Below are 12,241 nucleotides of genomic sequence, written 5' to 3'. Positions count from 1 at the left end.
TCCTACGGTAGGAACGGGCTTGCCCGGCGAAAATACTCAGGCCTGCAAAAATCTAAGCACCGACTCGCAAATCATCTGCCGATGCCGGTCCTTGACCGCCTTGTCCTCGAAGTCCACCTGGAAGATCTCGCCAAAGGTGTGCCGGTTCGACACCCGGTAGAAGCAGAACGAGCTGATCAGCAGGTGCACATCCAGCGCCTCCAGCCCCTGGCGGAATACCCCCTCGCCAGCGCCGCGCTTGAGCACTTCATCCAGCGCCGTGAGTACGGTCTTGTTCATCGAGCGAATCGCCGCCGAGCGCTTCACGTACTCGCCGTGGTGCATGTTCTCGTTGCAGACGATGCGCACGAAATCGACGTTGCGATCATGGTGATCGAAGGTGAATTCCACCAGCCGGCGGATGCCCAGGCGCGGCTCGAGTTCGGCCAGGTGCAGGTTGCTTTCAGTGCTGCGAATATCGCCGTAGAGCTTCTCCAGCACTTCTACGTACAACTGCTCCTTGCTGTTGAAGTAGTAGTAGATCATGCGCTTGGAGGTTTGCGTGCGCTCGGCGATCGCATCGACCCGGGCGCCGGCCAGCCCCTGCTGGACGAACTCGCTGATCGCCGCCTGGAGAATATTCTCGCGGGTCTTTTCCGGATTGTTCTTGCGGCCCTTGCGCGGCGCTTGTTCGGGGGCTGCGCAGAGTGCTGGGGTAGTCGTCATACGGGACTCATGGCCATCGGTTAACCCGGCAATTATGAGCCCCGGGTGCTGAGTAAGGAAGCCTCGGCGCCTGCGCCCTACAACTTGGCCTGGGCCGGCGCGCCGGCGCGGGCCTTGGCCATGGCGGCCAGGCGCACGGCGACGTTGGCCGCGCCATAGCCGCTGTAACCGTTACGCCGCTGCAGCACCTCGAAGAAGAAGCGCTCCTCAAACGGCTCGGTGTACACATGAAACAGCTCACCGCCCTGGGCATCGCGGTCGTAGAGCACGTTGTAGTAAGCCAGTTCGCTGAGGAACTCGTCGTCGAAATCAAAGCGTGCGGCAAGGTCGTCGTAGTAGTTGAGCGGAATGTCGAGCAAAGCCACCCCCGACTCCTTGGCCTGTTTGACCGCAGTAAAAATGTCCTCGCAGTCAAAGGCAATGTGGTGAACGCCGGAACCGCGGTAATGCGACAAGGCATGGGCAATCGCCGTATTACGGTTTTCCGAAATATTCAGCGGCAGGCGGATCGAGCTGCAACGGCTGCGCAAGGCGCGACTCTTGACCAGACCATAAGGGTCGGGCAACACCACTTCGTCGTCGGCAGTAAAGTCCAGCACGCTCTTGTAGAACAGCGCCCAGCTGTCCAGGCCGTCGGCCGGCAAGGCCAGGGCCATATGGTCGATGCGGGTCAGGCCCAGGCTGCTGCCCGCTTGTGGCTGCAGGCTGAAGTCGGTGTCATAGATAGTCCGGCCCTGGGCATCCTGGTCGACCAGGTAGATCAAGCTGCCGTCCGGCGCACGCACCGCCGCCAGCTCGCGCTCGTTGGGGCCGACCAGGCCGCGATAGGGCTGGCCATGGTAGGCCACGGCACGGGCCAGGGCCTGGGCGCTGTCCTTGACCCGGATCGCCGTGGCGCACAGCGACGGGCCATGACTCTCAAAGAAGTTATGGGCGAAGGAATAAGGCTCGGCGTTGAGGATCAGGTTGATGTCGCCCTGGCGCAGCAGGCTGACATTCTTCGAACGGTGCACGCCGGCGCGGGTAAAGCCCAGGCGCTCCAGCCAGTTGCCGAGCTTGGCTCCCAGGGCGTCGTCGACGGCGAACTCGAGAAACTCGACGCCATCGTAGGCGCTGGCACGTGGTGGGGCGAACAGCAGGTCGTCGCTGGCCGGCGCTACGCGGTCTTGCTCAAGGCGCTGGCGGGTCTTTTCTTCCAGGTACAACAGCGAGCGCAGGCCATCGGCGGCATTGGCCCGAGGCGGCGCGGCGCGAAAGCCATCGTTGAAGATCTCCAGCGACAGCGGGCCGCTGTAACCGCTGGCCAGGATCGGCGCGAGAAAACCCGCCAGGTCAAACTCGCCCTGCCCCGGAAAGCAGCGAAAGTGCCGGCTCCACTCCAGCACGTCCATGGCCAGGAGCGGCGCGTCGGCCATCTGCACGAAAAAAATCTTGTCCCCCGGCACCTGGGCGATAGCCCGTGGGTCGCCCTTGAGCGACAAGGTGTGGAAGCTGTCGAGGATCATCCCCAGGCTTGCGTGGTCAGCCGTTTTGACGATGTCCCAGACCTGCTCCCAGGTGTTCACGTGGCGGCCCCAGGCCAGGGCTTCGTAGCCGATGCGCAGGCCACGGGCCCCAGCGCGCTCGGCCAGCAGGCGCAGGTCGTCGATCAGCACCTGGCGCTCACCCAGGGAATCGGCGGCGACATTGCTGCACACCAGCACCAGATCGGTGCCCAGTTCCTGCATCAAATCGAATTTGCGTTCCGCGCGTTCCAGGTTGCGCGCCAGGCGATCGCGGCGGCAGCCCTCGAAATCGCGAAACGGCTGGAACAGGGTAATCGCCAGGCCCAGATCGGCGCAGCGCTGGCGAATTTCGCGCGGGCTGCCGGCGTAGTACAGCAGGTCATTCTCGAAGATCTCGACCCCATCGAAGCCCGCGGCGGCGATGGCTTCGAGTTTTTCTGGCAAAGTACCGCTCAAGGATACGGTGGCGATCGAACGCTGCATTATTCTGGCTCCGATGGGCAGGCAAAAACCGGTGGAGGAATTATTGGTGTTGAGCAAATTTTGCTCAATGCAAAAGGTACGAACTAGTTAGTTTTGTGTTCGATTATCGCCCAATATAGCGTTCAGTCAATTGACCCTTTTTTGACCACAGGCGCACCATTTCGACACCAAGGCTTGACCCATAAACATAAAAATACGGGTAACCCGCGATGATCCACTCTCAATCCACCCGCATGGCCCAGCCCCTGGGTACTACTGCGCACGCCGGCATCGGCGACAAGCTGCGTGGCGCCATGGCCGTCGGCAAGACCCGCTGGGTCATGCTCGCGCTGGTGTTCTTCGCCACCACCTTGAACTACATCGACCGCGCCGCCCTCGGGGTGATGCAGCCGATTCTGGCCAAGGAGATGAGCTGGACGGCGATGGACTACGCCAACATCAACTTCTGGTTCCAGGTCGGTTACGCCATCGGCTTCGTACTGCAAGGCCGGCTGATCGACCGGGTCGGCGTCAAGCGCGTGTTCTTCTGCGCCGTGCTGCTCTGGAGCCTGGCTACCGGCGCCCATGGCCTGGCCACCTCGGCGGTGGGCTTCATGGTCTGCCGGTTCATTCTCGGCCTGACCGAAGCGGCCAACTACCCCGCCTGCGTCAAGACCACCCGCTTATGGTTCCCGGCCGGTGAGCGCGCCGTGGCCACCGGCATTTTCAACGCCGGCACCAACGTCGGCGCCATGTTCACGCCGATGCTGTTGCCGTTGATCCTCACCGTCTGGGGCTGGCAAGCGGCGTTCATCGGCATGGGCGCCCTGGGCCTGGTCTGGGTAGTGTTCTGGGGCCTGAAATACTTCAACCCGGAAGATCACCCGAGCGTCAGCAAAGAAGAACTGGCCTACGTGCAAAGCGAAGTGGAACCGGAACAAGCCCGCGTGCCGTTCTCACGAATCCTGCGCATGCGCGGCACCTGGGCCTTCGCCCTGGCTTACTCGATGACCGCGCCGGTGTTCTGGTTCTACCTGTACTGGCTGCCACCGTTCCTCAACCAGCAATACAGCCTGGGCATCAGCGTCACGCAGATGGGCATCCCGCTGATCGTCATCTACCTGAGCGCGGATTTCGGCAGTGTCGGCGGTGGCATTCTTTCGTCGTTCCTGATCGGCCGCGGCATGGCCCCGGTCAAGGCGCGGCTGCTGTCGATGCTGCTGTTCGCCACCACCATCATCGGCGTGATCTTCGCCGCCGGCGCCAGCAGCCTGTGGGTCGCGGTGCTGGCGATTTCCCTGGCCATCGCCGCGCACCAGGCCTGGACTGCCAACATCTGGAGCCTGGTCATGGACTACACGCCCAAGCACATGATGAGCACGGTGTTCGGTTTCGGCGGCATGTGCGCGGCCATCGGCGGCATGTTCATGACCCAGCTGGTCGGCTACATCCTGACCACCACCAACAACAATTACACCCTGCTGTTCACCATGATCCCGGCCATGTACTTCATCGCCCTGACCTGGATGTACTTCATGGCCCCGCGCAAGGTGCCGAAGGTCGAGGCCTAACGCCGCCGTTGCAACCAGGCGGCGCCCAGGCCGCTGAGGCAGATCAAGGCAATCCCCACCAGCCCGGCCATGTCCGGGCTGTGTCCGAACAACACCAGGCCGAGAACACCGGCGAACACGATCTGACAGTAACTGAACGGCGCCAGCATGGCCGGTGGCGCATGCCGGAACGCCTGGGTCAGGAACAGGTGCGCGGTCATCCCGCAGGTGCCCAGGGCCACGGCCATCAGGCCATGGATGAAGCTTGGGGTCTGCCAGAACATCGGCACCACGGCGCTCATCACCAAGGTGTTGAGCAGGCCGGTGAAGAAGTTGCTGGTGGTCGGGCTGTCGGTGCCGCTGAGCTTACGCGTCAGCAACTGGTAGAAGCAGAAGCACAAGGCCGAGCCAAATGGCAGCAACACCGCCGGGGTAAACAAGGCCCCGCCCGGATGGATGATCACCGTCACCCCGACAAAACTCACCAGCACCGCCACCCATTGCCCGCGCGTGACCTTCTCGCCCAGCAGCGGCAGCGACAGCGCCGTGACCAGCAACGGCGCGAGGAAGTTGACCGCCGTCGCCTCGGCCAGCGGTATGTACTGCAGGGCGGTAGTGAACAACAGGCTGGTGCCCAGCAGGCACAGCGCGCGCAAGGTCTGCAGCCCCGGTCGCCGGGTGCGCAACACGCGCAGGCCCGACTGCGGCAGGAAGATCACCATCATCAGCAGGGTGTGCACCAGGTAGCGCGCCCACACCACCCAGAGAATCGGATAGAACCCCGCCAGGTACTTCGACAAGGCGTCGTGGCTGGCGAACAGAAAGGTCGCCAGCACCACCAGGGCAATGCCCTTGAGCGGTTGGCTGACAGCGTCGAGCGCAGTAGGACGGGGCATCGATAAAAGCTCGCAGGTTCAGAGTTGACGGAGCAACTGACAGGTCTTGTCCAGGGCCATCTGTGCCCGTTGCAAGGCGCTCAGGCCCTGGTCGCGAACAGGAATTTCCAGGCTCAGCGCAATGTTCTGCGGCAGGCTACGCAACAAGCCGGGCAAATCGCAATTGCCATCGCCGGGAAACCGCCGCTCGTTGCGCGCCTGACGCAAGATCTCGGCCATATCGTGCGGACGCGGCCCGGCCACGTCGCACAACTGTGCATAGCGTAGCCGCGAGGCCGGCACCTGGCGCAACTCATCCAGCGACGAGCCGGAGCGGTCAAAGTGAAAGGCATCGACCAGCACCCCGCCATTGTCGCGCCCGGCCTGCTCGACGATGCGCCAGGCCTGGGTGAGGTTCTTGGCGTCGGTCCAGGGCATGAACTCCAGGTGCGGATGCAGGCCGTAATCTGCGGCCAGGTCGCAGAGGGCCGCAAAATTGTCGCTCTGGCGTTGCTCGTCAGGATCGTTGCCGGCCACCAGCAGCTCGCTGGCGCCGAACTCGGCGCCGACCGCCAGCAGGGCTTCGAAGTCGGCCACGCAGGTCTCGGGCTTGAGCCGCAAAATCTCCACATCCAGCACCTGGATGCCGGTATCGCGCAGGCGCGCGGCGGTCTGCCGGCGCAGGCCGGCGTCGGCCACCAGCGGGAAGTGATGCTCCTCGGCCGTGGCCGGTTCCAGGCGCAGGCCGACATGGCTGTAGCCTGCGCGGGCAGCAACCTCGACCATGTCGACAGGCGACAGCTCGAGTACCGTCAGGGCGGCAAGGGACATCACACGTTGGCTCATTGTTGTTTTCTCGGCGAATTGAATTTGGAAATATTTAGAACTTAGTTCCAATTTCAATGCAAGCGAAAAAACGGATCGCGAGTGCAGGAGCGGGCTTGACCCGTGATGCTTCTAGACAAACAACTCAGAAGCAGGACTTGCCGCCGACAACTCCGCCACCGCCACCAGCAACACCGGCGCCAGCTCGTGCATGCGTGCCTCGCTCATCCGCGCACTGGGCCCGGCAACGCTGAGCACGCCAACCGCATGGCCATCCAGCGGGTGCCGCACCACCGCCGCCAGCGCCGACATCCCCACTGCCGAACTCTCCACCACCCAGGCATAGCCATGCTCGCGGGCAACACGCAGGCGTTCGAGCAGCTCGGCATTGGACTTCGGTGCGTTGGGGCCGAACTGCGCCGGGTCGGCGATGCCTTGGCGCTCCACCAGCAACAAGGCCTGGGCATCGCTCAGGCTCGACAGCCACGCATGCCCGGAGGCGGTGTAGAACAACGGCGCATCACGGCCCATGTCCGGGTCGTAGCGCAAGCCGGAGCGGGCGCCTTGGGCCTTGGCGATCCAGGTCTGGCGTTCGCCGTCGATCACCCCCAGGCGCACCAGCTCGCCGGTCTGCTGGGCCAGTTGATCAAGAATCGGCTGGACGATATCGGCGCCACTGCTGGCCAGATAGCGAAAACCCATGGCCACCAGGCGGGTGCTCAGGTGATAGCGGCTGCTCTCGGCGTTCTGGCGCACATAGCCCAGGCGCATCAGCTCGGCGAGCATGCGATGGGTGGCGCTCTTGGGGATGTCCAGCTCTTCGGCCAGGGTCTGCAGGGGCAGCCCGCGCGGGTCGCTGGTGAGGCGTTCGAGAAGGCTGAACGCGCGTTCGATCTGACTGCCGGCCATGGTCATGGTCCCTGAAATTTGTGCCGATTCTAAAGAGCCCCGGCGAAAGCGCAAATCACTGTCCGATCTTCGCCCACTTTGTCGTGGCACGCCTTGGCTGGGCGACAGATCAAACCATAAAATATGGAATACAGTTCCAAAATATAACAAACTGCCTGGAGGATACTGCTCATGTCCGTCGATACCCCGCTGGTCGAATGCGATGTACTGGTCATCGGCTCCGGCGCCGCCGGGCTGGCCGCCGCCGTGACCGCCGCCTGGCATGGCCAGAAGGTCATCGTGGTCGAAAAGGACCCGGTGTTCGGCGGCGCCACGGCCTGGTCCGGTGGCTGGATGTGGGTACCGTGCAACCCGCTGGCGCAGCGCGCCGGGATCATCGAGCAGCGCTCGCAGCCGCGCACTTATCTGGAGCATGAACTGGGCGAACGTTTCGATGGGCCGATGATCGATGCGTTTCTCGACGCGGCGCCCAACATGGTGTCGTTCTTCGAGCGCCATACCGCCCTGCAATTTGCCGACGGCAATGGCATCGCCGACATTCACGGTAATACCCCTGGCGCCGGCACCGGCGGGCGTTCGGTAATTGCCGCCCCCTACGATGGCCGCCAGCTGGGCAAAAAGCTGCTCAAGCGCCTGCGCAAAACCATGCGCGAAACCTCGTTCATGGGCATGCCGATCATGGCCGGCAAGGACCTCGGCGCCTTCCTCAGCCTCACCCGTTCCTGGCGCTCGCTGCTGCATGTGAGCAAGCGTTTGAGCCGCCACCTGCTCGATCTGGCAACCCGCGGCCGGGCCCTGCAACTGGTCAACGGCGTAGCCCTGGTCGCTCGGCTGGCCAAGTCGGCTGAAGACCTTGGCGTGTTGCTCTGGGAATCGGCAGCGGCTCGGCAGTTGCTCCGCGAGCATGGCCGGGTCAGCGGTGCGCTGATTGAAACCGCGCGCGGGCCGATCCAAATAAATGCGCGCAAGGCCGTGGTGCTGGCCGCCGGCGGCTTTGCCAACGACATCGAACGGCGCAAGGCGCTGTTCCCGCGTACACCCACCGGCCACGAACACCTGGCGCTGCCGCCGCTGGGCGCCAATGGTGACGGCCTGCGCCTGGGCAAAAGCGTTGGCGGCCAGGTGGCTGACGACCTGCACAGCCCGGTGGCCTGGGCGCCGGTATCGCGGGTGCCTTACAAGGACGGCAGCAGCGGGCATTTCCCGCACATCATCGAACGGGCCAAGCCCGGCATCATCGGCGTGCTCGCCGACGGCAAGCGCTTCGTCAACGAGGCCGACGGCTACTACGACTATGTCAGCGCCATGGTCGCCAAGGCGCCGGGGGACAAGGTCGAATCGTGGCTGATCTGCAGCCATGCCTTCCAGCGCCGTTATGGCCTGGGCATTTCACGGCCGTTTCCGTTGCCGCTGCAGCCGTTGATCAAATCCGGCTACCTGAAGACCGGCGACAGTATCGAAGCCCTGGCGCGGGCCTGCGGCATTGACCCTCAAGGCCTGGTGGCAACGGTCGCCGAGTACAACCGGCATGCCCGCAACGGCGAAGACCCGCACTTCGGCCGCGGCTCCACCCCTTACAACCGCAAACAGGGCGATGCCCTGCACGGACCAAATCCGTGCGTGGCGCCGATCGAGAACGGGCCGTTCTATGCGGTAAAGGTCGAACCGGGCTGTTTCGGCACCTTCGCCGGGCTCAGGACCAACACCCACGCGCAGGTGCTGGATGAAAAGCGTGAGGTGATTGCCGGGTTGTATGCGGTGGGCACCGACATGGCCAGCATCATGGGCGGGCACTATCCGGCGGGCGGGATCAACCTGGGGCCGGCGGCGACGTTCGGCTATATCGCCGGGCGGCATATTGCCGGGGTGACAGACTACGAGTAAGGCGTACCTTGCAGCATTGCATCACAGGGAAAGCAGACAGGCTGCTCACGATTATCCGCCACGCGAATACTTCACGGCTCCGGCGACCGTTCAAAAGGAATTGAACCGTGAACAACCTGACCCTGCCCGATGGCGACGCAAAGCCAATCGATCAACTGTTTTCCTGTACCACTGCCCGCGTTGACTTGTGGCGTGAACTCAACGCCCTGTGTCGCCGCTGGCGCAACTGCAAAGATCAGCCCGCTAGCGCGAAGGTCCAGCAGCAATGCCTTGCCCAACTCGAGCAGCTTGCGCAATTGGAGGCTTACCAGGCCTACCCGGGCCCTCGCCTGCTGGCCCTGCTGGTCGAACGCGTAGCAGCGGGCAATGGCATCGGAGCCCTGCATCTGGCTCAGCGCATCAGCAGTTCGCTGCTCGACCGCAGTTACAAGCAAGACGCAAACGACTGGGAGGCCAGCGAGGACCTGCCCGACGCACCCGCGCCCCGTAGTTTCGCCGCTGCGTCCGCACATCGTCCGTATTTCGAAACTCTGATTGTCAGCCCCGCGCCAATCTCGACATGGCCGCAGCACCTTCAGGCCATTCGCCAGTTGCGCCGCCACCAGGACCCCTTCATCTAAGAGCCCGTCATGACCGGCTCCTTTGAGGATGCGTTGCTCGCGGTGATACTCAACGTCAACCTGCAAGCGGTGGTGATCTACGAAGGTTTCGCTTTTACATCGAGCTGTCGCGCCGCCTGGGTGCGTGAGCTGCTGGCGCCACACCTGGGCAACAGCCCGGACGGCGAAGACTCCACGAACCTGGCCTTGCCACTGGCCCGAGCGATCAAGTCCATCAGGCCAGAGCTCGATATCCTGCTGCTCAGCGATCGTCAGGTTGAGCGAATTGCCGGTGATGAAGACTACGCGTTCATCAGCCGGGTGTTCTACGAAGTCGAGGAGCCGCTGGAGATCCACCTGAGCCTGCTGCAAGGCGTTGCAAAGCGCTATGAAACGCCGTTTTTCAACAACCTGAAACACTATGCTCAACGTCCTATCGGCACCTTCCATGCGCTGCCCATTGCCCGCGGAAAATCGATATTCAAGTCGAACTGGATCCGCGACATGGGCGAATTCTATGGCATCAACCTGTTTCTGGCCGAAAGCTCCGCCACCACGGGCGGGCTCGACAGCCTGCTAGAGCCCACAGGTAACATCAAAAAGGCCCAGGACCGGGCAGCCCATGCGTTCGGCGCACAGCAGGCGTTTTTCGTCACCAATGGCACCTCGACCTCGAACAAGATCGTTGAACAAGCCCTGCTTGCGCCCGGTGACATTGTCATTGTCGATCGTAACTGCCACAAGCCACACCACTACGCCATGGTGCTGACCGGCGCCTATCCGCTGTATGTCGAAGCCTACCCGCTGCCCCGATACTCGATGTACGGCGCAGTGCCACTGAGCGCTATCAAGCAAGCGCTACTCGACCTGAAAAAAGAAGGAAAACTGCATCGGGTCAAACTGCTGGTGTTGACCAACTGCACCTTCGATGGGCATGTCTACAACACCTTCCGGGTCATGGAAGAATGCCTGGCAATCAAACCGGACCTGGCCTTTCTCTGGGATGAAGCCTGGTTCGGTTTTGCACGCTTTTCACCCCTGCTGCGTCGTCGAACCGGCATGGGCGCCGCCGCACAACTCAAGCAGGCGCTCAGTTGCCCGCAGTACCGGCACGCCTTCGAATGCCAGCGCGAACGACTGCAAGCGCTTGCTGCCGATGACCCTGCGCTGCTGCAGGAGCACCTGCTGATGGACCCGGACACCACCCGCGTGCGCGTCTACCAGACCAACTCCACCCATAAGTCTATGTCGGCGCTGCGCCAGGGCTCGATGATCCTGGTCGACGATCAGGACTTCCATCACGTCGAAGCATCGTTCCGCGAGGCGGTATTTACCCACACGTCCACCTCCCCCAATCAGCAAATCATTGCGTCCCTGGATGTTGCCCGCCGGCAAATGGAGCTGGAAGGCTATGAACTGGTGATGTCGGCAACCCAGTTGGCCTTCGACATCCGTCGGGAGGTCGGCCGCCACCCACTGATATCCAAGTATTTCAAGATACTCACGATCGAGGACCTGGTGCCAACGGTCTATCGGGCTTCAGGGCTGCAGGATTACCTGGCCAAGGGCACTGCGTGGTCCACCGTCGTCGATGCCCTGAACACCGATGAAGTCGCCCTGGACCCTACCCGCCTGACGCTGGTCTGTGGCCATGCAGGCTTTGACGGCACCACGTTCAAGAATTTGCTGACCAACCGCTACGATGTCCAGTTGAACAAAACCTCTCGCAACAGCGTGCTGCTGCAAACCAACATCAACAACACTCGCAGTGACGTGGCACACCTGATCCGGGTGCTGGTACGTATCAGCCGCGAACTGGAGGACCGCCTGGGCACCAGTGACGACAACCTGCGTGAAGCCTTTAATGCACGCGTCACGTCACTTATGGAAGATGTGCCGGACCTGCCCGACTTCAGCCATTTCTACCCCGCTTTTCGTGAGTCGGCGAACAGCAGTACGGCAGAAGGAGACATTCGCAGTGCTTACTACAAAGCCTATGACAGTGCAGCGTGCGAGCATCTTCGTCTGTTCGACAAAACCATCGACGAACGCCTGGAAAACGGCCCGCCGTTGATTTCAGCAAACTTCGTGATCCCTTATCCGCCGGGGTTTCCGATCCTGGTACCGGGCCAGGTAATCACTGCTGAAACGCTCTCGTTCATGCGCAAGCTCGACGTGAAAGAGATTCATGGCTACAACGCCGATGAAGGCTTGAAACTGCTGAAGTCCGAATCCATTGGCGTTACGACACCACGCTGATCCGAACAAAAAGCCCGCCAATGGCGGGCTTTGCTCATGTCACTCAATGGCGCATTCAAAAATCGAAGAACACCGTCTCGCCTTCACCCTGAATGCGGATATCAAAGCGATACGCCAGCTTGCCGTCCACTTCACAGCGGGTCGCCACCAAGGTCTCGCGCCGCTGCGGCTGCTCGATCAGGTTGAGCACCGGGCACTGGGCATTGGCCTGGGCTTCGTCATCGAAGTACAGGCGCGTCTGCAGGTGGATATTGATACCCCGGGCAAACAGGCTGACGTTGATGTGCGGCGCCATCGGCACGCCGGCGGCGTTCTTGGCCACGCCCGGCTTGATGGTGTGCAGGGTCCACCCACCGGCATCAAAGGTGGTGGCGGTACGGCCAAAGCTGTTGAAGGGTTTTTCCAGGTTGAAATCGCCCTGGTAATTGCCGTTGTGGTCGGCCTGCCAGAACTCCAGGAACGAGTCGCGCACCAGATGACCGTTGCCGTCATAGACGTTGCCGAACACCAGGATGTGTTCGCCCGGCGCGTCGGCTTGCGCCATGCAGTTCCAGATTTCCTGGTCGCGGGTCGGGTTGCCGGCGGCCTCCAGGGCCAGGCCGATATGCACGTAGGGGCCGGCGGTCTGCGAAGGGGTTTCCGGCAGCAGTTCGATAGGCATGGGGGGG

General features: G+C 62.4%; 10 protein-coding genes. 4 read left to right on the top strand and 6 right to left on the bottom strand.

The annotated features are described in order from the left end of the window. Positions 1-36: 36 nt before the first annotated feature. Both ACZ9A3_RS00215 and quiC read right to left on the bottom strand, forming a co-directional pair. Entirely contained in the window at positions 37-705 is a 669-nt protein-coding gene (locus ACZ9A3_RS00215; protein ID WP_045195875.1) for a TetR/AcrR family transcriptional regulator, read from the bottom strand. Between the two features lie 77 nt (positions 706-782). Continuing rightward, the gene (quiC, locus tag ACZ9A3_RS00210) at positions 783-2,693 is read right to left on the bottom strand and encodes a 3-dehydroshikimate dehydratase QuiC (RefSeq protein ID WP_093387831.1); all 1,911 of its coding nucleotides are present in this window, start codon (positions 2,691-2,693) and stop codon (positions 783-785) included. A gap of 209 nt (positions 2,694-2,902) precedes the next feature. Here quiC and ACZ9A3_RS00205 point away from each other — a divergent pair, with 209 nt between their 5' ends. Continuing rightward, positions 2,903-4,243 carry an MFS transporter gene (locus ACZ9A3_RS00205; RefSeq protein ID WP_045195868.1) on the top strand — a complete coding sequence of 447 codons (1,341 nt, stop codon included), beginning with the start codon at positions 2,903-2,905 and terminating at the stop codon, positions 4,241-4,243. Here ACZ9A3_RS00205 and ACZ9A3_RS00200 read toward each other — a convergent pair. The 3 genes from ACZ9A3_RS00200 to ACZ9A3_RS00190 all read right to left on the bottom strand — a co-directional run bounded on the left by ACZ9A3_RS00200 (position 4,240) and on the right by ACZ9A3_RS00190 (position 6,831). Further along, complete coding sequence (locus ACZ9A3_RS00200; RefSeq protein ID WP_045195866.1) at positions 4,240-5,118, bottom strand: DMT family transporter; 879 nt, start codon at positions 5,116-5,118, stop codon at positions 4,240-4,242. The two genes, ACZ9A3_RS00205 and ACZ9A3_RS00200, sit on opposite strands and share 4 nt — an antisense overlap. A gap of 18 nt (positions 5,119-5,136) precedes the next feature. After that, a complete protein-coding gene (locus tag ACZ9A3_RS00195) occupies positions 5,137-5,943 on the bottom strand; it encodes a sugar phosphate isomerase/epimerase family protein (protein WP_195885636.1) in 807 nt (268 codons plus the stop codon). 111 nt (positions 5,944-6,054) lie between these two features. Beyond that, a complete protein-coding gene (locus ACZ9A3_RS00190) occupies positions 6,055-6,831 on the bottom strand; it encodes an IclR family transcriptional regulator (protein WP_476252022.1) in 777 nt (258 codons plus the stop codon). Between the two features lie 171 nt (positions 6,832-7,002). Between ACZ9A3_RS00190 and ACZ9A3_RS00185 the strand changes: the two genes are divergently transcribed. The 3 genes from ACZ9A3_RS00185 (at position 7,003) to ACZ9A3_RS00175 (ending at position 11,573) form a co-directional block, all read left to right on the top strand. Beyond that, positions 7,003-8,715, top strand: a complete 1,713-nt coding sequence (locus ACZ9A3_RS00185; protein WP_476252021.1) for an FAD-dependent oxidoreductase — start codon at positions 7,003-7,005, stop codon at positions 8,713-8,715. 107 nt (positions 8,716-8,822) lie between these two features. After that, the gene (locus ACZ9A3_RS00180) at positions 8,823-9,335 is read left to right on the top strand and encodes a hypothetical protein (RefSeq protein WP_476252020.1); all 513 of its coding nucleotides are present in this window, start codon (positions 8,823-8,825) and stop codon (positions 9,333-9,335) included. 9 nt (positions 9,336-9,344) lie between these two features. Then, complete coding sequence (locus ACZ9A3_RS00175; RefSeq protein ID WP_476252019.1) at positions 9,345-11,573, top strand: hypothetical protein; 2,229 nt, start codon at positions 9,345-9,347, stop codon at positions 11,571-11,573. A 55-nt stretch (positions 11,574-11,628) separates the two neighbouring features. Here the strand turns inward: ACZ9A3_RS00175 and pcaG are convergent, their stop codons facing one another. After that, complete coding sequence (gene pcaG, locus ACZ9A3_RS00170) at positions 11,629-12,234, bottom strand: protocatechuate 3,4-dioxygenase subunit alpha (RefSeq protein WP_476252018.1); 606 nt, start codon at positions 12,232-12,234, stop codon at positions 11,629-11,631. Positions 12,235-12,241 lie beyond the last annotated feature (7 nt).

The sequence above is a fragment of the Pseudomonas sp. TE4620 genome, assembly GCF_056279045.1.
The sequence above is the reverse complement of the archived record's forward strand: the minus strand, read 5'-3'. Positions and strand labels throughout refer to the sequence as shown.